The organism is Streptomyces sp. NBC_00271 (genome assembly GCF_036178845.1).
Classification (GTDB): domain Bacteria; phylum Actinomycetota; class Actinomycetes; order Streptomycetales; family Streptomycetaceae; genus Streptomyces.
Window position 1 is genome coordinate 8144563 of sequence record NZ_CP108070.1, and the last position, 26481, is coordinate 8171043.

Here is a 26481-nt window from a genome sequence, read left to right on the forward strand (position 1 = left end):
GCCACTCTCTAGCTAACGACAATCGTTTTCAGATAGTCTCCCGAAGGGGCCCGGCACCGATGCCTTCCGGTGCCGGGCCCCTGGTGGTCGGCCTGTCCGGACCCTCAACCGGAGAAGCCCACCCGCGCGAGCCGCAGTGGGCCGCGCAGCCTGAGATACAGGTCGTGCACACCGTGGGCCGCGAACTCGGCGCCGATGGTGGTGTAGTCGTACGGGCCCTTCGTTCCGCCGAAGGTGACCGTCGCGAGTGAGGGGCCCCCGTCCAGCGACACCTCGACGACTCCCTCGCCCGACGCCTCGACCTCGACTCGTGTGACCCCGGTTGCGAAGTCGCAGCCGCGGTGGACGAGTTCGCCCGTCGCGTCGGCCCTCGGCGTCACCGCGTCGCCCGACACCTTCGTACGGTCGACGATCTCGGTGTCCCGCTGGTCGTCGAAGTCGGCCGCGTTCAGGCCCTGTTCGCGTACCGGGCGGGGGGTGGCGGGCTCGCCGGTGAGGGTGATCGTGGTGCGCAGCCGGATGTCCTCGCTCGACGCGCCCGCGAGGAGTTCGTACGCGCCCGGCTCCAGACGGGTCCTGCCGACCGCCACGTCCCAGAACTCCAGCGCGGAGAGGGGGAGTTCGAAGGTCAGGCGATCCGAGGCGCCGGGAGTGAGGTGGAGGCGCCGGTGGGCCAGCAGTTCGCGGCGGGGGCGCGGCACCGACGGGTCCACGGCGCGCGCGTAGAGCTGGGCGACCTCGTCCGCCGGCGCCTCGCCCGTGTTGGTGACCGTGAAGGAGACCTTCAGCGCGGCCTGCGCCTCGGTGACCGACAGATCCTCGTAGGCGAACGTCGTGTACGCGAGGCCGTGGCCGAACGGGAACAGCGGGGTGCCCTCGAAGTACAGATACGTCTGGCGGCCACCGATCACGTCGTAGTCGAGCAGGTCGGGCAGGTCCGCGTCGGAGGCGTACCAGGTCTGCGGGAGGCGGCCCGCGGGGGACACGTCGCCGGCCAGGACGCGGGCCAGGGCGGTGCCCGCAGCCTGGCCGCCGTGCGCGGTCCACAAAGCGGCGGGCAGGTCGGTGGGGTCCACCGCGTAGGGGTACGCCGAGACCAGGGCGAGGACGGTGTTCGGGTTCGCGGCGCGGGCGGCGCGCAACAGGCGCTCCTGATGGGCGGGGAGCCGGAGGGTGGTGCGGTCCTGCGTCTCGCGGCCGTTGATGTGCGGGTCGTTGCCCGCCACGACCACGACGACGTCGGCCGCCCGCGCCACGCGGGCCACGGCGTCCTCGCCGCGCTCGGTGAACTCCAGCTCGAAAATCTCCGGCGATGTGTCGGCAACCTTCACGCCGTCGGCGGCGACAGAGATGTGCCCACCCGTCCCGACGTGCCGTAGGAGGTGGCCGCTCCCATGGGATCCGGAGCGGGAACCCGCCGGTTCCAGGCGGAACGTCTCCTGGACGACCCAGCCGCCCGGCTGGTCGGCGGACGCGCGGAGGTAACCGTCCTCGGCGACCGAGAGGTAGCGGCCGTCGGGGGCCCGCAGGGTCAGCAGCCCCTCGCCCCAGTCGATCAGCGCGAGGTCGGTGCCGGTGGCGTCGGTGGTGAGGGGCGGCAGGTCCGTGCGGCCCGCGAGCAGGGCCGGGTCCAGCGCCCCCTCGGCGCCGCGCACCGCCTCGTCCGCGTCCACGGCGAGGGGCACCGACAGATACGTACCGGAGGAGGTCCTCAGGCGTACGCGGTCCACGCCCTCGGCGAAGTCGACGTGCTCGGCGCCGAAGCGCTCGTACAGGCCCTCCAGCGGTGTGGAGCGGTGGATGAGTGTGCCGCTGTACCAGTCGAGCTTGCACTCGTCGGCGAGGAGGCCCACGACGGCGACGCGCACGCCCGGGCCGAGGGGCAGCAGGCCGTCGTTCTTGAGGAGGACGATCGCCTGCTCGGCCGCCTCCCGGGCGAGCGCGCGGTGGGCCGGGGTGTCGAAGTCCGAGGTGTCGCCATGGGGGTCCGTGTGCGGGTCGAACTCGCCGAGCCGGAAGCGGATCGCGAGCTGGCGGCGGACCGCCGTGTCGATGTCCGCCTCGCTCAACAGGCCCTTCTCCAGGGCCCCTCGGACCCGGTCCACGATCTTCGAACCGTCCGTGCCGTGGTCCGTGAAGCTGTCGACCCCGGCGAGGATCGCGGCGGCGGTCGCCTCCTCGTGGGTGTCGAAGTAGTGCTCGGAGTCGACCAGGTTGGAGGGGGCGCCCGCGTCGGAGCAGACCAGGAGGTCCTGGTCCGTCCAGGTGCGCAGGTGTTCCCCGAGGTAGGGGGAGACGTGGTTGGGGCGGCCGTTGACCAGGTTGTACGCCGGCATCACCCCCGCCACCGCGCCCGCCTCGACGGTCGCGCGGAAGGCCCGCAGGTCGTACTCGTGCAGCACGCGCGGGCGGACCGAGGAGGAGGTGGTGTCCCGGTTCGTCTCGTTGTTGTGGGCGAGCCAGTGCTTGAGGACGGGGGCCGTGCGCCAGTAGTCGGGGTGGTCGCCGCGCAGGCCCCGGGTGTACGCCGTGGCGATCGCGGAGGTGAGCTTCGGGTCCTCCGAGTAGCCCTCCTCGTTGCGGCCCCACAGCGGGTGGCGCAGCAGATTGACCGTGGGGGACCAGACGTTGAGGCCCACCCGGTCGTCGCGGGCGCGCATCGCGCGGACCTCGCCCGCGACCGCCTCGCCGACGCGGCGCACGAGTTCGTCGTTCCAGGTCGCGCCGAGGCCGACGGCCTGGGGGAAGACCGTCGCCGGGCCCATCCAGGCCACACCGTGCAGTGCCTCCTGACCGGTGCGGAACGCGGCCACCCCGAGCCGCTCCACGGCGGGCGCGAACTGGTGCAGGAACGCGATGCGCTCGTCGAGCGTGAGCCGCGCCAGCAGATCGTCGATGCGCTTCGCGAACGGCAGCTGCGGATCGCGAAAAGGCGGCGTAGGCGGCGTTTGTGCGGTCACGTGGTGATCCCTTTGCGGTGGAGCGACGGGGTGCTTTCGAAGCGCTTCGATGCTGGTTCGCCCGAGGGGCGGGTGTCAAGACACCTCGACGCAACAACTCCGTTTCCTCATTGGCATTTCAAGCGCCCGGCGAGGCCGGTCCCGTCCTCCACACCTCCGAGGAATCTTGGAATCGGCTCTTGTGCACCCCTAGGTGTTCACTTAACCTCGCAGCAACATCGAAGCGCTTCGACTAGTGGAGCGGCTCCTTCGGGGCACGCAGACTTCCACGCAGTCCTCCGAGAACCGCTTCAGCTCAGCCAGTTCCACTCAAGACACCGCAGCCGACGGCTCCACCGCCGGGTGTCCTGCTGTGCGCCACGAAGGGTTGACGCAATGACGCCGAACACCGCCACCTCCGCCCCCTCCGCTCCCAGCCGGAGAAGCTTCCTCGCCTCCACGGCGGTCGCCGCCGCGGCGGTCGCGGGAGGGATGCCGCTGCTCGCCGCCTGCGGAGGCTCGGACAGCGGCTCGGGCGGGGGCACCTCGGCGGGCAAGAGCGCCAAGAAGCTGCTGCCGGCCTACATCGCGACCAACGTGGTGACCCCTGACATCGCCGCCAAGAACGGCTCCGCGGTCGGCTTCACCAGCAAGCTCGACATCGCCGGCCTGAAGACCTCGGTGCCGAAGAAGCTCGGCAAGGGCGGCAAGGTCAGCATCATGTCGCCGTTCTGGGGGTCCCCGCCGAAGTCGGACAACGCCTACTACAAGGCGATGAACGACCTGATCGGTGTCGACGTCGAGTGGCAGAACCAGGACGGCAACACCTACGACCAGAAGCTCGGCGCGGTCCTGGCCTCCAGCGACATCCCGGACGTCGTGGTCATCCCCGGCTGGAACATGGGCGGCAAGATACCCAGCGCCATCATCGGCAAGTTCGCGGACCTCGGCCCGTACCTCTCCGGGGACGCGATCAAGCAGTACCCGAACCTCGCGGCGATCCCGACGGACGCCTGGCAGCGCTCCCTCTTCGGCGGCAAGCTGCGCGGCCTGCCGCAGCCGTCCCCGTACGTCACCGGCATCGTGCCCCTGTACCGCAAGGACATCTTCGACAAGGAGGGGTACGAAGTCCCCACCTCGGCCGACGAGTTCATGGCGCTGTGCAAGGAGATCACCAACGCCAAGGCCAAGCGGTGGGCCTGCCTCGACATGAAGTGGACCGCCTTCCAGTCCTTCGGTGTGCTCTCGGGCAGTGAGAAGCCGCTCGGCTGGAACCTCGTCGATGGCAAGCTGGTCTACCGCATCGAGACCCAGGAGTACCTCGAAGCGCTGGAGTGGACCCGCAAGCTCTTCGCCGCCGGATACGTCCACCCGGACGCCAAGCTGGGCAAGAGCGCGGCCACCGACCCGGGCCCCAAGTTCGCGGCAGGCGAGTTCCTCATCTACGCCCAGAACATCTCGCAGTGGTGGAGCCGCACTGCCGAACAGGCCACCCAGAACCCGGACTACAAGGTCTGGGGCATGGACATCTTCGGCCACGACGGCGGCTCACCGACCCTCTGGGCCGAGCAGCCGGCCGGCATCTTCGCCTTCGTCAGCAAGAAGGCCTCCGAGTCCGTCATCCGTGACGTGCTGGCCGTCGCCAACGTCACCGCCGCGCCGTACGGCACCAAGGAGTACATGCTCACCAACTACGGCGTCGAGGGCACCCACTACACCGTCAAGAACGGCGTTCCCACCAAGACCGACCAGGGCAACAACGAGGTCATCAACGCCTACGTCATGGTCGCGAGCCCCACCGCGACCATCGCCCACCCCGACTTCCCCGAGGTCGCCAAGGCGCAGGTCGAGTGGCAGCAACGGATGGGCGCCTTCACCAAGAAGTCCTCCTTCTACGGCATGCAGATCACCGAACCGAGCCGCTACACCAACCTCTCCAACGACTTCGAGCAGTTGGAGGACGACATCGTCCGCGGCCGCAAGAAGATCAGTGACATGCAGCAGGCCGTCTCCGACTGGAAGAGCAAGGGCGGCGACCAACTGCGCGACTGGTACAAGAAGCTGCTCGACGAGAACGGCCCGGCGGCGAGCTGACCGGGTACCGAGGCAAGGAGAATGGCCGTGTCCCACAGCACGGTGCCTCGGAGCGGGACCGAGGCCGACATGACAGAGAAGACCCCGGTGGCGTCCGGCGGCGCCACCGGCTCCCGGGAGAAACGTCCCTCCGGGAGAGTGAGCCTGCGGCTCAGGTTCAGACGCGACCGCGTCCTGCTCCTGATGACGCTGCCGGCGGTCCTACTGGTCCTGCTCTTCAACTATGTGCCGATCCTCGGCAACATCGTCGCCTTCCAGGACTACGACCCGTACATCAGCGACAACGGCATCGTCTCCATGCTGCACAGCCCCTGGGTGGGCATCGAGAACTTCCAACGGGTGTTCGAGGACTCGGCGTTCTGGGATGCCGTGCAGAACACCCTCGTGCTGTTCTTCCTCCAGCTCGTCCTGTACTTCCCGATCCCGATCGGGCTCGCGCTGCTCATCAACAGCGTGGTCAGGCCCAGGGTCCGGGCGCTCTCGCAAGCGATCCTCTACCTGCCGCACTTCTTCTCCTGGGTGCTGGTCATCGCCGTCTTCCAGCAGCTCTTCGGCGGCGCCGGAATCCTCTCGCAGCTGCTGCGGCAGCATGGGTACGAGGGTCTCGACATCATGACCGACCCCAACACCTTCAAGTTCCTGATCACCGCGCAGAGCGTGTGGAAGGACGCCGGCTGGGGGATCATCGTCTTCCTCGCCGCGCTGTCCTCGGTCAGCCCGGACCTGTACGAGGCCGCCGCGATGGACGGCGCGGGTCGCTGGCGCCGCATGTGGCACATCACGCTGCCCGCGCTGCGCCCGGTGATCGCCCTGCTGTTGGTGCTCCGCGTCGGTGACGCCCTCACCGTCGGCTTCGAACAGATCCTGCTCCAGCGCGACGCCGTCGGACCAGGAGCGGCGGAGGTCCTCGACACCTTCGTCTGGTGGAACGGCGTTCGCAACCAGGACTTCGGCTACGCGGCGGCCGCCGGACTGATCAAGGGCGTGGTCAGCCTCGGCCTGGTCCTCGCCGCGAACAAGGTGGCCCATCTCATGGGCGAGCAGGGGGTGTACAAGAAGTGACCGCCGTCATCGACAAACCCGTGCGCGGCCCCGGCCGATGGGCCGCGCCGCCCCGGCCGACGTGGGAGGAGGAGCCCAGCAAGGCCGGCCTCGCGGGCAAGGGACTCGTGCTGACCCTCGCCTGTCTGGGGATCTTCTTCCCGCTGTGGATCGTCATCGTCACCAGCCTCTCCTCACGTAAGACCATCGACGAGGCCGGCGGCCTGGTGATGGTGCCCAAGGGCATCACCTTCGTCGCCTACAAGGAACTCCTCAGCGGCGGCCAGGTGACCCGCGCCTCGGTCATCAGCATCCTGATCACCCTCGTCGGCACGCTGTTCTCCATGGCGGTGTCCGTCCTGTGCGCCTACGGCCTCTCGCGCATCGGCTCGCTCGGCCACCGCTGGATCCTGCTGGCGCTGCTGGCGACCATGTTCTTCAGCGCCGGTCTCATCCCGACCTATCTGCTGGTGCAGTCGCTGGGCCTGACCGACAGCTATCTCGCACTGATTCTCCCGAGCGCGATCAGCGTCTTCAACATCCTGGTGCTGCGCGGCTTCTTCATGGGCATCTCGCAGGAACTCATCGACAGCGCCCGCATCGACGGCGCCGGTGACGTCCGCATTCTGTGGCAGATCGTCATGCCGCTCTCCCGCGCGGTCCTCGCGGTGATCACGCTGTTCTACGCCGTCGGGTACTGGAGCGCCTGGTTCAACGCCTCGCTCTACCTCAACGACCAGGACATGATGCCGCTGCAGAACGTCATGATCCAGCTCGTGCAGAAGCAGGAGGCCCCGGTGGGCCTCGGCCAGGCCATCAAGACCGGTCAACTGTCCGGCCTGGCGGTGCAGATGGCCGTCATGGTGATGGCGTTGCTGCCGGTGGCGGTGTTGTCGCCGTTCGTGCAGCGGCATTTCAAGAAGGGCATGCTGACGGGCGCGGTGAAGGGCTGACCGGCGCCTGCCGAAGAGGGCGCTTCGGTCGTTCGGTGGCTGCGGGTTGTTCGTGGCCGGTCGCGCCCACGCGGCGGAGCCGTATATCGATACAGCCCCGCGCCTCGATACAGCCCCGCGCCCCTCAGGTAACTCCCCTGACCGTCTCTCCGTAGAACGAGGTATGTCATGCATGCGTCCCGACTGAGCCGCCGGGCCGTTCTCGCCGGGACTGCGGCCGCCGCCGCGCTCACCCTCGGTTTCGGCAAGGCGGCCGAGGCGGCCGAGGGGGCCGAGGGGTCCGAGGGGTCCGACGGTGCCGGCTACCCCGCGATCTATCAGGTCGGTTCGACCGAGACCATCACCGCCGTCTACCGCTCCGACGACGAGGCGAGGACCTGGGTGCGGATCAACGACGATCGGCATCAGTGGGGTTGGACCGGGCAGTCCATCGCCGGTGATCCGCGCGTGTACGGCCGCGTGTACCTCGCCACCAACGGGCGCGGCATCCAGTACGGGGAGCAGGTCTGATGCCTCAGCTCAGTGACGCCACCCGCGGCCGCATCCTCTTCGGCGGCGACTACAACCCCGAGCAGTGGCCGGAGGAGCTCTGGCAGGAGGACGTACGGCTCATGAAGGAGGCCGGCGTCAACTCCGTCACCGTCGGTGTCTTCTCCTGGGCCAAGCTCGAACCGACGCCCGGCGCCCGGGAGTTCGGCTGGCTCGACCGGCTCATGGACCTGCTGCACGTGAACGGCATCGGAGTCGTCCTCGCCACCCCCACCTCCTCGCCCCCGCCCTGGATGGGCCGGCTCCACCCGGAGACCCTGCCCCGCGACGCGGACGGCCGTGTCGAGTGGTGGGGCGGCCGCCAGCACTTCGCCCACTCCAGCGCCGTCTACCGGAGCCACGCCGCCGCCATCACCGAGGACCTCGCCGCCCGCTACGGCGGCCATCCCGCCCTCACGATGTGGCACATCAACAACGAGTACTGCACCTACGACTGGGGCGACGAGGCGGCGGCCGCCTTCCGGCGCTGGCTCCAGGACAGGTACGGCACGCTCGACGCCCTCAACACCGCCTGGGGCACGGCCTTCTGGAGCCAGGGCTACGACGACTGGGAAGGCATTCTCCCGCCGCGCCACGCCCACTACATGAACAACCCCACCCAGGTCCTCGACTTCAAGCGCTTCACCTCCGACGCCCTCCTGGAGTGCTATCTCGCCGAACGCGACATCGTCGCCCGGCACACCCCGCGCATCCCCGTGACCACCAACTTCATGCCGTTCTGGCAGGGCCAGGACGGCTGGGCGTGGGCCGAGCGGGAAGACATCGTCTCCGTCGACATCTATCCGGACCCGCGCGACCCGCTCGGCGCCCAGTACGGCGCGCTCATCCACGACCTGACCCGCTCGCAGGCCCGCGGCGGGCCCTGGACGGTCATGGAGCAGGCGGCGGGGCCCGTGAACTGGCGCGGCGTGAACCATCCGAAGCCCCGCGGACTCAACCGGCTCTGGTCCCTCCAGGCCGTCGCCCGCGGCGCGGACGCCATCTGCTACTTCCAGTGGCGGCAGTCCCGGCAGGGCGCCGAGAAGTTCCACTCCGGGATGGTCAGCCACGCGGGGGAGCGTGGCCGCACCTTCCAGGAGGTCAAGCGGATCGGGGCCGAACTCGCCCTGCTGAGCGGGAAAGTGGCGAACACCCGGGTCGTCGGCGCCGACGTCGCCGTACTGCTGGACTGGAACGCCTGGTGGGCGAGTCAGCAGGACGGACGGCTGTCCTGCGAGGTCGACCACCAGAGCGTCGTGCGCGCCTGGCACCGCGCCCTGTGGGAGGCCGACATCACCGCCTCCTTCGCCCACCCCGAGCACGACCTGTCCGCGTACAAGCTGGTCGTCGTCCCGCAGCTGTACCTGCTGACGGACCGGGCGATCGACAACCTCGTCGGGTATGTACGCGGCGGTGGCACCCTCGTCTCCGGCTTCCTGACCGGCGTCGCCGACCAGGACGACCGGGTGCGGCCCGGCGGCATGGACGAGCGGCTGCGCGCGCTCTTCGGCATCCGCACCCTGCACGAGTGGTGGCCGCTGGACGCCGACGAGAAGGTCGAGGCCGAGGGCTTCCGCGGCACGCTGTGGTCCGAGGAGATCGAGGCCGCGAACGACACCTACGTGGTCGTCCCGTACAAGGGTGGCGAGCTGGACGGTTTTCCGGCCGTACTGCGCAAGGGCCGGGCCTGGTATCTGTCCACCCTCCCCGAGCCCGAGGCGCTGTGGCCGCTGCTCGCCGGGATCGCCGAGGACGCGGGCGTACGGCCGCCACTCGACCACCTCCCGGCGGACGTGGAGGCGGTACGCCGGGGCGAACTGCTGTTCCTGCTCCACCACGGGCGGGACACGGTGACCGTGCCGGTGCCGGGACGCCACCGCGACCTGCTGACCGGCGAGGACGTCGTCGATGCCGTGGAGCTGGGGCGGTACGGGGTCGTCGTACTGGAGGCAGCGCCATGAGCGAGCCCGCGGGCGGCTCCGCGGACAGGCCCGGCAACCGCCCCACGGACGATCCTGTCCACGGCTTCACCCACGCTCCCGTCCACGGCACCTGGGAGCCCGCCCCCGCCGCCCGCTGGGAGGACGCCTTCCTGAGCGGGAACGGCCGACACGGCGTCATGGTATTCGGTGATCCGAACGACGACCGGGTCATCGTCAACCACCACTCCCTGGTCCGCCCGAACGGCAGTGAACACGCCCGGCCGCCCGAGCTGGCCGAACGGCTGAAGAGCGTCCAGGACCGATTGCTGGCCGGTGACGTCGACGCCGGGGAGGACTTCACCGACGGGCGGCCGCTGCTGTGGGTGCAGCCCTTCCACCCGGCCTTCCAGGTGCGGCTGCGCCGGGCGCCACGGGAGCCGCGCGCCTACCGGCGCGAGGTCGACTTCACCACCGGTGTCGTCCGCGCCGAGTGCGGGGGCCGGCGCAGCGAGGTCTTCGTGTCGCGCGCGGACGACGTCATCGTCCAGCACGTGACGGAGGCCGACCTCACCGTCGACGTGACGCTCGACCACCGACTGCCGGGCGTGCCCTCCGATGTGACGGTGGGTCACTGGTCCGCCCTCACCGCCGAGGGCGCTCTCCTCACCGTGCGGGCCCGCTATCCGGGCAGCGAGCGGGCGTACACCGGCGTGACGCTCGCCGTGGTCACCGGGGGCCGGACGCTCACCGCGTCGCCCGGGATACGGGTCGAGGGCGCGCGTTCGGTGCTGCTGCTCACGCGGGTACGGCGGCACGAGGGGGAGTGGGACACGCGCGCCGAGGCCCGTGAGCTGCGCGCTCTGCTGCCCGGGGGCGACGCGTACGACGCGTACGGCCGTCTCCTCGCCCGGCACACCGCCCTGCACCGCCCCGCCTACCTGCGGGCGGGCCTGGAGCTGGGCGCCGAGCCGGCCGAACGGGCGCTCCCGGGATCGGAGTTGGTCCGCCGACCGAAGAGCCCCGCTCTGCTCGAACGGCTCTTCGCGGCCGGTCGATACCACCTGCTGTCCGCCGCCGGGATGCTGCCGCCACGGCTGACCGGGCTGTGGACCGGTGACTGGGACACCGCCTGGTCGGGGGCCTTCACCACCGACGCCAACGTCAATCTCCAGACGGCGTCGGCCGCCGCGGCGGCGCTCCCGGAGGTGTCCGAGGCTCATGCCGCCCTGATCCACGGCCAGTTGCCGCACTGGCGTGACAACGCCCGGGCGATCTTCGGCACCCGGGGCGTCGTCGCCCCCGCGCACACCGACGGCGAGTCAGGGCACATCTACCACCTCAGCCGCGAGTACCCGCTGCACGTGTGGACCGCGGGCGCCGACTGGCTGCTGAAACCCCTCGTGGACCACGACGAGACGCGCGGCGCACGCGACCCGCGCCTGGCCGCCGCGCTCGCCGAAGTGGCGCAGTTCTACGAGGACTTCCTCACCCGGACCGACGAGAACGGCCACGTCGTGATCGTGCCGTCGTACTCGCCGGAGAACCGGCCCGCCCATGCGCGCTGGATCACCCTCAACGCCGCCATGGACCTCTCCGCGGCGCGCCACGCCCTCCGCACGGCCGCCGACCACCACCCCGGACCCGACGCCGAGCGCTGGCGCGCGCTCGCCGACCGGCTGCCGCCGCACCGCGTCAACGCCGACGGGGCACTCGCCGAGTGGGCCCGGCCCGGCCTCGACGACACCTACGACCACCGGCACCTCAGCCACCTCTACGGCGTCTGGCCGCTCGACGAGATCAACCCGTATGACACCCCCGAGCTCGCCGCGGCGGCCCACCGCGCCCTCGCCCTGCGCGGCGCCGAGAACGACTCCGCGCACGGCCACCTCCACCACGCCCTGGTGGCGGCCCGGCTACGGGACGCCCAGCGGGTGGCGGGGGCCCTCGACAAGGTCTTGGCCGGGGACTTCTTCCATGTCTCCCTGATGAGCGGCCACTACCCGAACCGGCACGTCTACAACGCGGACGCCGCCCACACGCTCCCCGCCGTGCTCATCGAGATGCTCGTCCACTCCACGCCCGACCGGCTGGTCCTCTTTCCCGCGCTCCCCACGGCGTACCCGAGCGGCCGGCTCCACGGCATCCGCACCCGGTTCGGCGCCGAGGTCGACCTGACCTGGAGCCCGGAGGAGCGCACGGCCGTCATCCGCCCCACCCGCAGCACGCGGATCGATCTCAGGACTTCGGCCGGCGCGCGACCGCTCTCCCTGAGCGCCGGCGAAGACTGCGTCCTCACCCTGGGGCCGCAGTAGCACCCGCAGTTCCCCCCACCCATGGAAGGGACACCATGGCAACACGGACACTCGGCAGGGCGGCCAAGGCCCTGCTGGCCCCCGCGCTCGCGCTCGGCGCCACCGTCGGCCTCGCCTCCGCTCCCGCCCAGGCGGCCGTCTGGAGCTCCTGCGAGCAGTACGGGAACACCAGCCTCAACGGGTACACGCTCTACAACAACATCTGGGGCTCCGGCGCGGGCAGCCAGTGCATCTGGGCCAACTCCGGCACCAACTGGGGAGTGTGGGCCAACCACCCCAACACCGGCGGTATCAAGTCGTACCCGAACGCCAAGAAGGTGATCAACAAGTCGATCACCTCGCTCGGCTCGCTCACCAGCGGCTACAACGTCACGGTCCCGTCGTCCGGCGCGTACAACACGTCGTACGACATCTGGGACACCGGCTACAAGTACGAGGTCATGCTCTGGGTGAACAAGACCGGAGCCGTCGGTCCGCTCGGCACCTCGCAGGGCACCCTCACCCTCGGCGGCCACACCTGGACCGTCTACAAGGGCAACAACGGATCCAACGACGTCTTCTCCTTCGTGCGCACCTCGAACTCCAGCTCCGGCACCGTCGACGTCCTGCCGATCCTCAAGTGGATCAAGGACACCAAGGGCTGGTTCGGCAACGTGACCATCGGCGACCTCCAGTTCGGCTTCGAGATCACGTCCTCGTCCGGCGGCCTGGACTTCGCGACCAACAGCCTCTCGGTCAGCAGTAGTTGACCGATGCCCCAGGGGTATCAGCGGCTCGGTTCCCGCATCGGGCGGGGGCCGGGCCGTCGCGACACGAGCCGTGCGGCACCGGCGCACCCGGCGCCGACCAGCGCGAACCCCAGCACGCTGGGGTTCAGGTAGTCGGGAACGGCGTCGGTGACACGGCTGTCACCGTCCTCCGTCTCACAGACGAACCGGATGGGCAGGTAGCGCACCGTGTAGTCGGCGCTGCCAGGGTCCTGCGCCCGCTCCTCCCAGCCCGGTGTACGACAGGGCCGCAGCAGTGCCGAGTCGGCGCCGTTCTCCCTCACGTCCATGACCGCGCCGACCAGATGGACCAGGCCCCACACGTACAGGACGGCCGTGGCGGCGCCCATGAGGGCGGCGACGGCGCGCAGCCACACCATGCGGTCGGCCTGTCGCAGGCCGATCCGGCCGAGGGTGCCGAAGCCGTACCCGACGAAGGCGAAGGCCGCGACCAGTCCCCCCGGGACGAGTAGCAGGAGCAGGTACACCATCCGGTGACTCCAGCAGCCCAAGGACGCCTCGGCTGTGATGGAGCCCACAGTTCCGGCAACAGTGTCGTCACAGGCGGTGGGGGAGGCCGGCCCGGCCTCCCCCACCGCCCGTGGCTACTCCGCCACCGGCAGCCGCGCCCCGTCCCGCAGGAACAGCGGGATGCGGTCCAGCGGGGCGTCGACGGTGACGGCGGTGCCGCCCTCGTACGTCTCACCGGTCCACGCGTCGGTCCACCGGGCGCCCGCCGGAAGGTACGCCGTACGCACCGTCGCGCCCGCCGTGAGCACCGGCGCGACCAGGAGGTCGGAGCCGAAGAGGTAGGAGTCGTCGACCGACCAGGCCGCGTGGTCCTCGGGGAACTCGAGGAACAGCGGGCGCATCACCGGCAGCCCCTCCTCGTGGGCCTCCCGCATGACGTCCAGCACATAGGGCTTCAGACGCTCGCGCAGCCGCAGGTACTTCTCCAGGATCGCGCCGGCCTCCTCGCCGTACGACCAGACCTCGTTCGGGCCGCCGGTCATGTCGGGGCCCAGCGGCATACCGGGGTCGCGGAAGCCGTGCAGGCGCATCAGCGGGGAGAGCGCGCCGAACTGGAACCAGCGGACCATCACCTCGCGGTACGCCGGGTCGTCGGGGTCGCCGCCGTGGAAGCCGCCGATGTCGGTGTTCCACCAGGGGATGCCGGAGAGCGCGGTGTTGAGGCCCGCGACGATCTGGCGGCGCAGGGTCGCGAAGTCGGTGCCGATGTCGCCGGACCACAGGGCGGCGCCGTAGCGCTGACTGCCCGCCCACGCCGAGCGGTTGAGGGTGACGACCTCGGTCTCGCCCGCCGCGAGCATGCCCTCGTAGAAGGTGCGGGCGTTCTCGCGGGGGTAGAGGTTGCCGACCTCAAGACCCGGACCCGCGTGATAGCGCAGGTTCTCCTGGAAGCCCGGCTTCAGCTCCGGCTCGCAGGCGTCCAGCCAGAAGGCCGAAATGCCGTACGGATCGAGGTAGTTGTCCTTCACGCGCGACCACAGGAAGTCACGGGCCTCGGGGTTCGTCGCGTCGTAGAACGCCACCTGGACGGTGGAGGCGACCTCCTTGTCGGGCCAGTCGGCGTGGGCCATCGGGCCGTACTGGGTTCCGATGAAGTAGCCGCGCTGCTCCATGAGCGGATGGTTCTCGGACAGCGGGGAGACCGATGGCCACACGGACACGACCAGCTTGACCCCGAGTTCGGCGAGCTCGCGCTGCATCGCCGCCGGGTCCGGCCACTCCGCCGGGTCGAACTTCCAGTCGCCCAGGTGGGTCCAGTGGAAGAAGTCGCAGACGATGGCGGACAGGGACAGGCCCCGGCGCTTGTACTCCCGTGCCACGTCGAGGAGTTCGTCCTGCGTGCGGTAGCGCAGCTTGCACTGCCAGAAGCCGGCCGCCCACTCGGGCAGCATCGGCGTACGGCCGGTGGCGGCGCTGTAGCGGCGCTGGGCGTCGGCCGGGGTGCCCGCGGTGATCCAGTAGTCGAGCTGGCGGGCCGAGTCGGCGACCCAGCGAGTGCCGTTGCCCGCGAGCTCGACCCGGCCGATCGCGGGGGAGTTCCACAGGAAGGTGTAGCCGCGGCTGGAGGTGAGCACCGGGACGGTGACCTCGGCGTTGCGCTGGATCAGGTCCAGGACCGCGCCCTTCTGGTCGAACAGCCCGTGCTGGTGCTGGCCGAGGCCGTACAGCTTCTCGCCCTCGTACGCGGCGAAGCGCTGCTCCAGGCGGTGGTGGCCGTTGCCGATCGGGGTGTACAGGCGCGGGCCGGGCCACCAGAAGTGGGCGCGCTCCTCGGCGAGGAGTTCCGTGCCGTCTTCCGTGCGGAGGAAGCGGACCTGCCCCTCGGCGTCGACCTCGACGGTCAGCGCGCCGACCGTCAACCGGCCCTCGCCGTCCTGGATCTTGACGGTGCTCTCGGTCACCTGCGGCTCGTCGAGGAGCGCGCCGGGGAGGCCTTCGAGGACCGGGCCGCCCAGGCGCGCGCGGACCCGGACCGCGTCCGGGCCCCAGGGCTCGATGCGGACGGTCTCCTGACGGCCGCTCCACTCCAGCGCGCCGTCCCGCTCGCGGAACGTGCCGACGGTCGGGGAGGACTGCGCGAGGCTGACTGCGCCTGACTGGGTCTGGTTTTCGGCAGGCTGATTCACGGGGGCGCTCCTGAAGGAATGCAGACATGAGGAATGCAGACATGCAGACATGGGGGTGCCCGGCGAGGACGGCACGACGCTGGGGCTGGGGCAGTGCGGTGTGATGCGGTGCGGTGTGATGCGGTGCGGTGCGGTGCAGGGTGGGACGGGGAGTGGCGTGGCCGGGCCCCGGTCAGGCGGCGGTCGGCGCCGGTCCCGTGCTCGCCCGTACCGTCAACTCGGGTGCGATGAGCACGACTTCGTCCTTGCCGTGCCCTTCCAACTTGGCGATCAGATGCTCCACGGCGAGTCGGCCCATCTCCTGCGCCGGGATGGCGACCGAGGTCAGTCGCACCGAGGCCTGTGTCGCGACCTGGTCCGGGCAGATCGCGATCACCGACACGTCCTCGGGGACGGCCCGGCCCTGCTGGCGCAGCAGCGCGAGCAGCGGTTCGACCGCGGACTCGTTCTGCACGACGAAGCCCGTGGTGCCCGGGCGCTCGTCGAGGATCCGGGCGAGGGTCAGGGCCATCGCGTCGTACCCGCCCTCGCAGGGGCGGTGCAGCACGCGCAGACCCAACTCCCGCGAACGGGAACGGAGTCCGTCGAGGGTGCGCTCGGCGAAGCCGGTGTGCCGCTCGTAGACCGCGGGAGCCTCGCCGATGACAGCGATGTCACGGTGGCCCAGCAGCGCGAGGTGCTCGGCGCACAGTGCGCCCGTCGCGCCGAAGTCGAGATCGACGCAGGTCAGGCCGGAGGTGTCGGCGGGCAGGCCGATCAGTACGCAGGGCTGGTCCGTCTGGCGCAGCAGCGGGAGTCGTTCGTCGTCGAGCTCCACGTCCATCAGGATCATCGCGTCGGCGAGCCCGCTGCCGGTGACGCGGCGCACGGCGTCGGGACCCTCCTCGCCGGTGAGCAGGAGCACGTCGTAGCCGTGCGTGCGGGCGTGGGTCGCCACCGCGATGGCGATCTCCATCATCACGGGTACGTACATGTCGGTACGGAGCGGAACCATCAGCGCGATGATGTTGGACCGGCTGCTCGCCAGGGCCCGGGCGCCCGCGTTCGGGTGGTATCCGAGCTCCTGGATGCTCCGCTCGACCCGCTGCCGGGTGCCCGCGGAGATGGACCGCTTGCCGCTGAGGACATAGCTCACCGTGCTCGCCGAGACTCCGGCGTGCTGGGCGACCTCGGCGAGGGTGACCATCCAGCTCTCCAAGCATTGTGTGAAGCGCTTCGACAGTGCGCATTGCGGATAAGGGCGTGTGAGGGTGGCTCGACAGTAGCTCGACGGGTGGTGGGTGTCCATAGGTTGTCGAAGCGCTTCGACAGGATTCTTGCGGTGCGGGTCGGGAGTCGTTGTCGTGCCGCGCGACGCCATACTCGCGGTGCCGTGCTCGGGCAGGTTTCTCGGGCGTGTTTCCAGTGTCGTGCGCCGGTACGTTTCCCGCGCCGGACTTCGCCACGCGGCGGCAACCTTTTGCACGCGGCGGCAACCTTTTGAGGGCCGGTGGTCACTGAGAAGGCGTACGCAGACCGTTTTCCGGAAGGACCCCCCGATGCAACACCGCCGACCGCGCCTGTCCAAGAAGGCGAAGACGATGCTCGCTGGAACGGTGGCGCTCGCGGCCGCCGCGGGCGTCACCGTCGCCCAGGCGGGCGAGGCCGGCAAGAAGTGCGGCGCCTTCGACACCGTCACGATGGGCAAGTACTACGTCAACAACAACCTCTGGGGGCAGGACGACGGGACAGGCACCCAGTGCGTCTGGGACACCTCGCGCTCCGGCGACACCATCGGCTGGGGCACGAACTACTCCTGGACCAGCAAGGCCGGCAAGGAGAACAGCGTCAAGTCGTACGCCAGCACCGTGCTCGGCTGGCACTGGGGCTGGAAGACCGACAAGGCGGCCACGGAACTGCCCGTCCGGGTCGGAGACCGCAAGCCGGTCAGAACCGGCTGGGAGTTCTCGGTCAGCTCCGACCCCGGCACCATGAACGTCGCGTACGACCTGTGGCTGCACGCCAAGAACAACGCGGACTGGCAGGACCAGCCCACCGACGAAATCATGGTCTGGCTCAACCGGCAGGGCGGTGCGGGCCCCCTCGGTACCAAGTACGGCAGTGTGAGCCTCGACGGCGCCATGTGGGACATCTACCAGGGCGACATCGGCTGGAAGGTGTACTCCTTCGTCCGCCGCACCAACACCACCAAGGTCTCACTCGACCTCGACGACTTCACCCAGGCCCTGGTCCGCCGCAAGCTGCTCGGCAACGACAAGTACCTCTCCGGCATCGAGTCGGGCAGCGAGGTCTTCCGGGGTTCGGGACGGCTGGACACCAAGGCGTACTCCGTCGACATCGGCTGAGATCCGTCGGCATCGGCCGGCGTCGGCTCAAACCTATGGGGTACGCGTTCACGCGAACGCGCGCGAGGACTGGTGGGGTCACCCGTATTCGGGTAAATACGATCGAGTAGCACCGATCAGTAACGAAGGTCCCCAAGATCCCTATGCGCGGCGAGGTGAGCCTCATGTCCGCAACACCCCACCAGCCCACCGTCACTGAACGTGAGGCACGACAGGTCGCGGAGGCGGCCCGCGAACAGGACTGGCGCAAGCCCAGCTTCGCCAAGGAACTGTTCCTCGGTCGCTTCCGCCTCGACCTGATCCACCCGCATCCCATGCCCGCCGAGGACGACGTACAGCGCGGCGAGGAGTTCCTCGCCAAGCTGCGCGACTTCTGCGAGACGAAGATCGACTCGGCCCGTATCGAGCGCGAGGCACAGATCCCCGACGAGGTCATCGACGGCCTCAAGGACATCGGCGCCCTCGGCATGAAGATCGACACCAAGTACGGAGGCCTCGGCCTCACCCAGGTGTACTACAACAAGGCGCTCGCCCTCGTCGGCTCCGCGAGCCCGGCGATCGGCGCCCTGCTGTCGGCGCACCAGTCGATCGGCGTACCGCAGCCGCTGAAGCTCTTCGGCACCCAGGAGCAGAAGGACGTCTTCCTGCCGCGCTGTGCCCGCACCGACATCTCGGCCTTCCTCCTCACCGAGCCGGACGTCGGCTCCGACCCGGCGCGGCTCGCCACGAGCGCCGTCCCGGACGGCGACGACTACGTCCTCGACGGGGTGAAGCTCTGGACGACCAACGGAGTCGTCGCCGATCTGCTCGTCGTCATGGCGCGCGTCCCGAAGTCCGAGGGTCACAAGGGCGGCATCACGGCGTTCGTGGTGGAGGCCGGCTCCGAGGGCATCACCGTCGAGAACCGCAACGCCTTCATGGGGCTGCGCGGCCTGGAGAACGGCGTCACCCGTTTCCACCAGGTCCGGGTCCCCGCGGCGAACCGGATCGGCCCGGAGGGCGCGGGCCTGAAGATCGCCCTCACCACGCTCAACACCGGCCGTCTCTCGCTGCCCGCCATGTGCGTCGGCGCGGGCAAGTGGTGTCTGAAGATCGCCCGCGAGTGGTCGGCGGCCCGCGAGCAGTGGGGCAAGCCGGTCGCCCTCCACGAGGCCGTCGGCTCCAAGATCTCCTTCATCGCGGCCACCACCTTCGCCCTCGAAGCCGTCGTCGACCTGTCCTCCCAGATGGCCGACGAGAACCGCAACGACATCCGCATCGAGGCGGCCCTCGCCAAGCTGTACGGCTCCGAGATGGGCTGCCTGATGGCCGACGAACTGGTCCAGATCCGCGGTGGCCGCGGCTTCGAGACCGCCGAGTCGCTGGCGGCGCGCGGCGAGCGGGCGGTGCCCGCCGAGCAGATCCTGCGCGACCTGCGCATCAACCGCATCTTCGAGGGCTCGACGGAGATCATGCACCTGCTGATCGCCCGTGAGGCCGTGGATGCCCACCTCTCCGTGGCCGGTGACCTCATCGACCCCGACAAGTCCCTCTCGGACAAGGCGAAGGCAGGCGCGAACGCGGGTGTCTTCTACGCCAAGTGGCTGCCCAAACTGGTCGCGGGCCCGGGGCAGCTCCCGCGCTCGTACGGTGAGTTCAACCGGCACGTGGATCTCTCCCCGCATCTGCGCTACGTCGAGCGCAGCGCCCGCAAGCTCGCCCGCTCCACCTTCTACGCCATGTCCCGCTGGCAGGGCCGGATGGAGACCAAGCAGGGCTTCCTGGGCCGGATCGTCGACATCGGCGCCGAGCTCTTCGCGATGAGCGCGGCCTGTGTGCGCGCCGAACACCTGCGTCTCACCGGGCAGCACGGCCGCCAGGCCTACCAGCTCGCCGACGCCTTCTGCCGCCAGTCCCGCATCCGCGTCGACGAACTCTTCGGCCGTCTGTGGAGCAACACCGACGACCTCGACCGCAAGGTCGTCAAGGGCGTACTGGCGGGCACGTACGAATGGCTGGAGCAGGGCGTGATCGACCCGTCCGGTGAGGGCCCCTGGATCGCCGACGCGACGCCCGGCCCGAGCCGGAAGGAAAACGTCCACCGCCCCATTCGCTGACCTTTTCCCCAGGAATTCACTGCCGTCCCGGTTCGCCATTCCGCCGCTTGCCGCACCGAATATGTGCGTCGACAATGAGGAGAATGGCGAACGGGGACGACAGATGCGCCAAGGAATCGGGGAAGAACACGGTCACGGCCTTTCCGCGCAGCTGACGCGCGCCCGCGCCGAGGCCCGGCTTCAGCTCGACGAACCGGATCTCGTACGGGCCCTGCGGACCGTCCGCAAGGAAGTGCGGCCGCTGGCGCAGAAGCTGCGCGACGTCGCGCCCGAGACCTTCGAGGCGCACCGCGACGCCCTCGCGGTTCTCCTCAACGACTGCGCGCTCGCCCTGGTCGACACGGAGCCGCGCCCGCCGGTGCCCTCCTTCGACACCGTACGGATCCGGCGCATCGACCTCCGTGACGTCGACGGTCTGCTGGACGCCGGACGGCCGGGCGAACGGCCCGTCATCCAGCAACTTTTCAAGAGCGCGCTCGACGTGGTCGACGATCCCGTCCTGCGTGAAGTGATCAAAGCGAATCAGCAGGGCGTCCACATTCTGCAACGAGCCAATCACTGGATTCGGCTGCTCGCGGACGCCGTTTAGTTCTGGGGGAATTCCTATGCCGGGCAAAGGTCTGGACGTCATCACCGGCAGGATCATGCGGGCCGGTGAGGGCCGGGTGCTGCGCAGGCTCCAGCGCGTCGTCGATCAGGTCAACTCCCTGGACGAGGAGTTCAGGGCCTTGTCCGACGAGGAACTCCAGTCCCTCACCCCGGAGTTCCGACAGCGCCACGCCGACGGCGAGAGCCTGGACGACCTGCTGCCGGAGGCCTTCGCCACGATGCGCGAGGCGACCCGGCGGACCCTGGGCATGCGTCACTTCGACGTCCAGGTGATGGGCGGCGCGGCGCTGCACCTCGGCAACATCGCGGAGATGCAGACGGGGGAGGGCAAGACCCTCGTCGCCACCCTGCCCGTCTATCTGAACGCCCTGGCAGGCAAGGGAGTCCACCTCGTCACGGTCAACGACTACCTCGCCGAGCGCGACGCCGAGTGGATGGGCCGCGCCTACCGCTTCCTGGGCCTGACCGTCGGTGTCATCAAGTCCGAGTCGACGCCCGCCGTACGCCGCGCCCAGTACGCCTGCGACATCACCTACGGCACCAACACCGAGTTCGGCTTCGACTATCTGCGCGACAACATGGCCTGGTCGAGGGACGAACTCGTCCAGCGCGGCCACCACTTCGCGATCGTCGACGAGGCCGACTCCATCCTCATCGACGAGGCCCGCACCCCGCTGATCATCTCCGGTCCCGCCGACCAGCCCACCCAGTGGTACGAGGCGTTCGCGGGGCTCGTACGACGGATGAAGGGCGTCCGCGTCCAGGAGGAACTCTTCACCCGGCCGGCCGAGAAGGAGGAACTGGCGGCGCTGCGGGCCACGCACGACTACGAGTACGACCCCAAGAAACGCACCGTCGCGATCCTGGACCGGGGCGTCGAGTACCTCCAGGACCAGCTCGGCATCGAGAGCCTGTACGAGTCCGACCACACCTCCCTCATCGGGCACCTCAACAACGCCCTGAAGGCCAAGGAGCACTTCAAGAGGGACAAGGACTACGTGGTCGTGGACGGCGAGGTGCTGATCGTCGACGAGCACACCGGCCGCATCCTCGCGGGGCGCCGCTACAACGAGGGGCTGCACCAGGCGATCGAGGCGAAGGAAGGGGTGACGATCAAGGACGAGAACCAGACCCTCGCCACGATCACCCTGCAGAACTTCTTCCGCCTCTACGAGAAGCTCGCCGGCATGACCGGCACGGCGATGACGGAGGCGGCCGAGTTCCACCAGATCTATCAGCTCCAGGTCGTGCCGATCCCGACCAACCGGCCCCCGAAGCGCGCTGACGACCCCGACCAGATCTATCGCACCGTGGACGCCAAGTACGCCGCGATCGTGGAGGACATCGCCGAGCGGCACGCCCAGGGGCAGCCGATCCTCGTCGGCACCACGTCGGTGGAGAAGTCCGAGCTGCTCTCCGCGCTGCTCAGGAAGCGCGGTATCCGGCACGAGGTGCTCAACGCCAAGAACCACCAGCGCGAGGCCCAGATCGTGGCCCAGGCGGGCCGCAAGGGCGCCGTCACCGTCGCCACCAACATGGCGGGCCGCGGCACCGACATCATGCTCGGCGGCAATCCCGAGTCCCTCATAGCCGCCGAGCTGGAGAAGAGCGAACTCACCGAGGAGGAGCACCCCGACGCCTGCCGCGAGGTGCGCGAGCGCGTCACCGCCGCGGTCGGGGCGGCGTACGAGGAGGTCAAGGAGCTCGGCGGGCTCTATGTGCTGGGCACCGAGCGCCACGAGTCCCGCCGTATCGACAACCAGCTGCGCGGCCGCTCGGGGCGCCAGGGCGACAACGGCGCCTCCCGCTTCTACCTCTCCCTGGAGGACGACCTGATGCGCCTGTTCCGCGCCCAGGTCGTGGACCGCGTGATGGCCATGGCGAACGTCCCCGACGACATCCCCATCGAGAACAAGATGGTCACCCGCGCCATCGCCTCCGCCCAGGCCCAGGTCGAGCAGCAGCACTTCGAGTCCCGCAAGGACGTCCTGAAGTTCGACGAGGTGCTCAACCGGCAGCGCACCCTCATCTACGCCGAGCGCCGCCGCGTCCTGGCGGGGGAGGACCTGCGCGAACAGCTCCTGCACTTCATGGACGACACCGTGCGGGCGTACATCGAACAGGAGACCGGCGAGGGCTTCCCCGAGGAATGGGACCTGGAACGGCTTTGGGGCGCCTTCAAACAGCTCTATCCGGTACGGGTCACGATCGAGGGCCTGGAGGAGGCGGCCGGCGACCGTGCGAACCTCACCGCCGAGGACCTGGTCGAGGCCGTGACCCGGGACATCCACGACCGCTACGAGGACCGTGAGGCCGACCTCGGCGCCGAGGCCCTGCGCGACCTCGAACGCCTGGTCGTCCTCAACGTCCTCGACCGCAAATGGCGCGAGCACCTCTACGAGATGGACTACCTCCGCGACGGCATCGGTCTGCGCTGGACGCTCGGCCGGGAACCCATCGTCGAGTACGAGCGTGAGGGCTTCGACATGTACGGCGCGATGACCGACGCCATCAAGGAGGAGTCCGTCGGCTACGTCTTCAACCTGGACGCCTCCAGTGGTGCGCCCGGGACCCTCGAACGCCGCGACCGGGTCGAGGACCTGCACTTCACGGCCCCCACCATGGACACGGCGGAGGGCGTGGTCGAGGGCGGCTTCGCCCCGGCGGACGCCGACGCGCCCGCGGACGCCCCCGCGCCGGCCGCCGCGCCCTCACGCGGCGGCGCGCGCCCCGGCGGGTCCAAGGCGCGGCGCCGCCGCAAGCGGTGAGGACGCGGCGGCCGACAGCGGTGGCAGGGGCTAGCAGTACTTGTCGCTGGGGTCCCGCGTCGTCCACGAGCACGCGTCGACCTTGCCGCCGTTCGCCTTGGTGAGCGTGGCGGTGTCGCTGGTGTTGTTCCAGACGTACGCGCGGCGGTTCTGGTACTTGTCCCCCGCGGTGTCCCTCCCGCTGCCCGTGTGCACCTTCATGGTCTTGTGCGCCCCGATCTTCACGTTCGGGAAGGTGTACCTGTGGTTCGAGACGTCCTTCAGGATCCAGCCCTTGAGCGAGATCGCCGTCGAACTGGTGTTCTTGATCTGCACCCACTCGGCGTTGAGGCTCGCGTTGGAGCGGTTGTCCGAACCGGGGCTGTCGAACCAGACGTGGTAGATGCTCACACCGCCGGCCGCCTGCGCCGGAGTGCTGAGAAGGAACGTGCCCGTCAGTGCCACGGCGCCCGCGAGCGCGGGCAGGGCAGCGCGTATCCGCATGAGAACCCCCCAGGGTGTCGCCCCCCGGCCGGTCGTCCACCGGCCAGTGAGAGTGACGACGTGCATGAAGTGCTATCACATGATCTTCACGCTGGTTTCACAAAGGGTGATTTCGCCTCCTCCGGCACGTCGGGGTGCTAACGGGGCCAGATCGGCGTGCCAACGGGGCCAGAAGAGAGGAGAAGGGAGGAGAAGTGGGGAGCCCTGTCCTGCGCGGGTCGCGCAGCGGCCACAATGGGGGGATGAGCGACAGTCCAGCCCCCCTCGCTGATCCGCATCTCGTCTTCGACCCCGTGGGCGGAGTCCGGGACGTCGTGATCCTCGGCTCCACCGGCTCGATCGGCACCCAGGCCATCGACCTCGTGCTGCGCAACCCCGACCGGTTCCGGGTCACCGCGCTGTCCGCCGCCGGCGGCCGGGTCGGACTGCTCGCGGAGCAGGCCCACCGGCTGCGCGTACGCACGGTCGCGGTCGCGCGCGAGGACGTCGTACCGGCGCTGCGGGAGGCGCTCACGGCCGAGTACGCATCCGGTGAGACCCTTCCCGAGATCCTGGCCGGCGCGGACGCCGCCACCCAGCTCGCCGCCTCCGACTGCCACACCGTTCTCAACGGCATCACCGGTTCCATCGGCCTCGCCCCCACCCTCGCCGCCCTGGAAGCGGGCCGCACCCTCGCGCTCGCCAACAAGGAATCGCTCATCGTCGGCGGCCCGCTGGTGAAGGCGCTGGCCAAGCCCGGCCAGATCATCCCGGTCGACTCCGAGCACGCGGCGCTCTTCCAGGCACTGGCGGCCGGCACGCGCGCCGATGTGCGCAAGCTGGTCGTGACCGCCTCGGGCGGACCCTTCCGGGGGCGTACGAAGGCGGAGCTGGCGCACGTCACTCCCGCCGAGGCGCTCGCGCACCCCACCTGGGCCATGGGCCCGGTGATCACCATCAACTCCGCGACCTTGGTCAACAAGGGGCTGGAAGTCATCGAGGCGCACCTCCTCTACGACATTCCCTTCGATCGCATTGAGGTGGTCGTGCACCCGCAGTCGTATGTCCACTCGATGGTTGAGTACACAGACGGATCGACACTGGCCCAGGCGACGCCCCCCGACATGCGGGGACCGATCGCCATCGGTCTCGGCTGGCCCGAACGCGTCCCGGACGCGGCGCCCGCCTTCGACTGGACCAAGGCGTCGAGCTGGGAGTTCTTCCCGCTCGACAACCACGCGTTCCCCTCCGTCGGGCTCGCCCGGCACGTGGGGCAGCTCGCGGGTACGGCCCCGGCGGTGTTCAATGCCGCCAACGAGGAGTGCGTGGACGCGTTCCTGAACGGCGCCCTGCCGTTCAACGGGATCATGGAGACTGTCACCCAGGTGGTCGAGGAACACGGCACACCCGGAACGGGAACTTCCCTGACCGTTGCGGACGTCCTCGAAGCGGAGACCTGGGCGCGCGCCCGGGCCCGTGAACTGACCGCACAGACGGCACGGACAGCACCAATGGCACAGACGACAACCGCGGAGGCTCGTGCATGACGACCCTGATGATGATCCTCGGCATAGTCGTCTTCGCGGTCGGCCTGCTCATCTCGATCGCCTGGCACGAGCTGGGACATCTGTCGACGGCCAAGCTCTTCGGCATCCGGGTGCCGCAGTACATGGTCGGCTTCGGGCCGACCATCTGGTCACGGAAGAAGGGCGACACCGAGTACGGGGTGAAGGCGGTTCCGCTCGGCGGCTACATCCGCATGATCGGGATGTTCCCGCCCGGCCCGGACGGCCGTATCGAGGCGCGCTCCACCTCCCCCTTCCGGGGCATGATCGAGGACGCCAGATCGGCCGCCTTCGAGGAGCTCCAGCCCGGCGACGAGACCCGCCTCTTCTACACGCGCAAGCCGTGGAAGCGCGTGATCGTGATGTTCGCGGGCCCGTTCATGAACCTCGTCCTGGCCGTCGCGATCTTCCTCGGCGTGATGATGACCTTCGGGGTGCAGACCCAGACCACCACGGTCGGCAAGGTCTCGGACTGCGTCATCCAGCAGAGCGACAACCGGTCGAAGTGCGCGGCCGGCGACCAGGCCGCGCCCGCCAAGGCCGCCGGGCTCAAGGGCGGCGACAAGATCGTCGCGTTCAACGGCAAGGCGATCGACGACTGGGCGGCGCTGCAGTCCGACATCCGCTCCAACCCCGGCAAGGACGTCACGCTCACCGTCGAGCGCAAGGGTCAGAAGGTCGACCTGACCGCTCACCTGATCAAGAACCAGGTCAGCAAGACCGACGGCAACGGCGGCTATGTCGAGGGCAAGTACGTGTACGCCGGCTTCCTCGGCTTCACGCCCGCCTCCGGCATCGTCCAGCAGTCGTTCGGCCAGTCCGTGAACCGCATGGGCGACATGATGCAGAACGGCGTCGAGTCGCTCGTCTCGCTGCCCGCCAAGATCCCCGACCTGTGGAACGCGGCCTTCGGCGACGGTCCGCGCAAGGCGGACTCCCCGATGGGCGTGGTCGGCGCGGCCCGTATCGGCGGTGATGTCTTCACCCTCGACATCCCGGCATCGCAGCAGGTCGCGATGATGCTGCTGCTGGTCGCGGGCTTCAACCTCTCCCTGTTCCTGTTCAACATGCTCCCGCTGCTCCCGCTCGACGGCGGTCACATCGCGGGCGCGTTGTGGGAGTCACTGCGGCGGAACGCGGCGAAGGTGCTCAGGCGGCCGGACCCGGGCCCGTTCGACGTGGCGAAGCTGATGCCGGTGGCCTATGTGGTGGCCGGAATCTTCGTCTGCTTCACGATCCTCGTCCTCATCGCGGACGTTGTTAACCCGGTGAAAATCTCCTAGACGGTCTCTTGGCAGGACACCGTTCGTGGCGGCCGGGCACCGTGGGTGCCCGGCCGCCATCCGTTGGGTGGGTTTAGGGGCGTGATGTGCTCGGGCGTGCGCCGGTGCCGTAATCTCGGAGCCTGGAGCCCACGATTCCG

General features: G+C 69.5%; 17 protein-coding genes and 1 pseudogene. 13 read left to right on the forward strand and 5 right to left on the reverse strand.

The genetic code is table 11. The features are described 5' to 3' along the window. Positions 1-104: 104 nt before the first annotated feature. On the reverse strand, positions 105-2960 hold the full coding sequence (locus OG798_RS37070) for a glycoside hydrolase family 3 C-terminal domain-containing protein (RefSeq protein WP_328758362.1): 2856 nt from the start codon (positions 2958-2960) through the stop codon (positions 105-107). 375 nt (positions 2961-3335) lie between these two features. Between OG798_RS37070 and OG798_RS37075 the strand changes: the two genes are divergently transcribed. From OG798_RS37075 to OG798_RS37105, 7 genes and pseudogenes are all read left to right on the forward strand, one after another. Beyond that, positions 3336-5033, forward strand: a complete 1698-nt coding sequence (locus tag OG798_RS37075; RefSeq protein WP_328758363.1) for an extracellular solute-binding protein — start codon at positions 3336-3338, stop codon at positions 5031-5033. A gap of 27 nt (positions 5034-5060) precedes the next feature. Next, entirely contained in the window at positions 5061-6095 is a 1035-nt protein-coding gene (locus tag OG798_RS37080; protein ID WP_120985423.1) for an ABC transporter permease, read from the forward strand. Then, complete coding sequence (locus OG798_RS37085) at positions 6092-7027, forward strand: carbohydrate ABC transporter permease (protein WP_095852316.1); 936 nt, start codon at positions 6092-6094, stop codon at positions 7025-7027. Before OG798_RS37080 ends, OG798_RS37085 begins: the two co-directional genes overlap by 4 nt. Before the next feature lie 222 nt (positions 7028-7249). Then, positions 7250-7537, forward strand: a pseudogene (locus OG798_RS37090) (hypothetical protein); the annotation flags it as partial. After that, positions 7537-9516, forward strand: a complete 1980-nt coding sequence (locus tag OG798_RS37095) for a beta-galactosidase (protein WP_328758365.1) — start codon at positions 7537-7539, stop codon at positions 9514-9516. The pseudogene OG798_RS37090 and the gene OG798_RS37095, both read left to right, overlap by 1 nt. Further along, positions 9513-11789, forward strand: a complete 2277-nt coding sequence (locus tag OG798_RS37100) for a glycosyl hydrolase family 95 catalytic domain-containing protein (protein WP_328758366.1) — start codon at positions 9513-9515, stop codon at positions 11787-11789. Before OG798_RS37095 ends, OG798_RS37100 begins: the two co-directional genes overlap by 4 nt. 35 nt (positions 11790-11824) lie before the next feature. Then, positions 11825-12538: a glycoside hydrolase family 12 protein gene (locus tag OG798_RS37105; protein ID WP_095852313.1), complete on the forward strand. Its 714-nt coding sequence runs from the start codon at positions 11825-11827 to the stop codon at positions 12536-12538. A gap of 17 nt (positions 12539-12555) precedes the next feature. On the opposite strand, the gene OG798_RS37110 is transcribed toward OG798_RS37105, so the two are convergent. The 3 genes from OG798_RS37110 to OG798_RS37120 all read right to left on the reverse strand — a co-directional run bounded on the left by OG798_RS37110 (position 12556) and on the right by OG798_RS37120 (position 16399). Beyond that, the gene (locus tag OG798_RS37110; RefSeq protein WP_121414874.1) at positions 12556-13047 is read right to left on the reverse strand and encodes a hypothetical protein; all 492 of its coding nucleotides are present in this window, start codon (positions 13045-13047) and stop codon (positions 12556-12558) included. 114 nt (positions 13048-13161) lie between these two features. Further along, positions 13162-15213 (reverse strand): glycoside hydrolase family 31 protein, encoded by a 2052-nt coding sequence (locus OG798_RS37115; RefSeq protein ID WP_095852311.1) that lies wholly within the window; start codon positions 15211-15213, stop codon positions 13162-13164. A 172-nt stretch (positions 15214-15385) separates the two neighbouring features. Continuing rightward, positions 15386-16399, reverse strand: coding sequence for a LacI family DNA-binding transcriptional regulator (locus OG798_RS37120; protein WP_095852310.1), 1014 nt, complete (start codon positions 16397-16399; stop codon positions 15386-15388). Positions 16400-16751: 352 nt separating this feature from the next. Here OG798_RS37120 and OG798_RS37125 point away from each other — a divergent pair, with 352 nt between their 5' ends. From OG798_RS37125 to secA, 4 genes are all read left to right on the forward strand, one after another. Beyond that, positions 16752-17558, forward strand: a complete 807-nt coding sequence (locus tag OG798_RS37125; protein ID WP_121414872.1) for a GH12 family glycosyl hydrolase domain-containing protein — start codon at positions 16752-16754, stop codon at positions 17556-17558. Between the two features lie 164 nt (positions 17559-17722). Further along, positions 17723-19654, forward strand: a complete 1932-nt coding sequence (locus OG798_RS37130; RefSeq protein ID WP_095857740.1) for an acyl-CoA dehydrogenase family protein — start codon at positions 17723-17725, stop codon at positions 19652-19654. Between the two features lie 103 nt (positions 19655-19757). After that, positions 19758-20243: a hypothetical protein gene (locus OG798_RS37135; RefSeq protein WP_328758367.1), complete on the forward strand. Its 486-nt coding sequence runs from the start codon at positions 19758-19760 to the stop codon at positions 20241-20243. 16 nt (positions 20244-20259) lie between these two features. Beyond that, positions 20260-23031 (forward strand): preprotein translocase subunit SecA, encoded by a 2772-nt coding sequence (gene secA / locus OG798_RS37140; RefSeq protein ID WP_328758369.1) that lies wholly within the window; start codon positions 20260-20262, stop codon positions 23029-23031. A 30-nt stretch (positions 23032-23061) separates the two neighbouring features. Here the strand turns inward: secA and OG798_RS37145 are convergent, their stop codons facing one another. Further along, positions 23062-23514 carry a lamin tail domain-containing protein gene (locus tag OG798_RS37145; RefSeq protein ID WP_095852306.1) on the reverse strand — a complete coding sequence of 151 codons (453 nt, stop codon included), beginning with the start codon at positions 23512-23514 and terminating at the stop codon, positions 23062-23064. A gap of 242 nt (positions 23515-23756) precedes the next feature. Between OG798_RS37145 and dxr the strand changes: the two genes are divergently transcribed. Then, on the forward strand, positions 23757-25040 hold the full coding sequence (dxr, locus tag OG798_RS37150) for a 1-deoxy-D-xylulose-5-phosphate reductoisomerase (RefSeq protein WP_328758370.1): 1284 nt from the start codon (positions 23757-23759) through the stop codon (positions 25038-25040). Then, a complete protein-coding gene (locus tag OG798_RS37155; RefSeq protein ID WP_095852304.1) occupies positions 25037-26341 on the forward strand; it encodes a M50 family metallopeptidase in 1305 nt (434 codons plus the stop codon). The genes dxr and OG798_RS37155 overlap by 4 nt, the downstream gene beginning before the upstream one ends. The last annotated feature ends 140 nt before the right edge of the window (positions 26342-26481 follow it).

Coding starts and splice junctions, on each gene's coding strand:
- OG798_RS37075 (WP_328758363.1), top strand. CDS start 3,336: ATGACGCCGAACACCGCCACCTCCGCCCCCTCCGCTCCCAGCCGGAGA.
- OG798_RS37095 (WP_328758365.1), top strand. CDS start 7,537: ATGCCTCAGCTCAGTGACGCCACCCGCGGCCGCATCCTCTTCGGCGGC.
- OG798_RS37100 (WP_328758366.1), top strand. CDS start 9,513: ATGAGCGAGCCCGCGGGCGGCTCCGCGGACAGGCCCGGCAACCGCCCC.
- OG798_RS37105 (WP_095852313.1), top strand. CDS start 11,825: ATGGCAACACGGACACTCGGCAGGGCGGCCAAGGCCCTGCTGGCCCCC.
- OG798_RS37110 (WP_121414874.1), bottom strand. CDS start 13,047: ATGGTGTACCTGCTCCTGCTACTCGTCCCGGGGGGACTGGTCGCGGCC.
- OG798_RS37120 (WP_095852310.1), bottom strand. CDS start 16,399: ATGGTCACCCTCGCCGAGGTCGCCCAGCACGCCGGAGTCTCGGCGAGC.
- OG798_RS37125 (WP_121414872.1), top strand. CDS start 16,752: ATGCAACACCGCCGACCGCGCCTGTCCAAGAAGGCGAAGACGATGCTC.
- OG798_RS37130 (WP_095857740.1), top strand. CDS start 17,723: ATGTCCGCAACACCCCACCAGCCCACCGTCACTGAACGTGAGGCACGA.
- OG798_RS37135 (WP_328758367.1), top strand. CDS start 19,758: ATGCGCCAAGGAATCGGGGAAGAACACGGTCACGGCCTTTCCGCGCAG.
- secA (WP_328758369.1), top strand. CDS start 20,260: ATGCCGGGCAAAGGTCTGGACGTCATCACCGGCAGGATCATGCGGGCC.
- OG798_RS37145 (WP_095852306.1), bottom strand. CDS start 23,514: ATGCGGATACGCGCTGCCCTGCCCGCGCTCGCGGGCGCCGTGGCACTG.
- dxr (WP_328758370.1), top strand. CDS start 23,757: ATGAGCGACAGTCCAGCCCCCCTCGCTGATCCGCATCTCGTCTTCGAC.
- OG798_RS37155 (WP_095852304.1), top strand. CDS start 25,037: ATGACGACCCTGATGATGATCCTCGGCATAGTCGTCTTCGCGGTCGGC.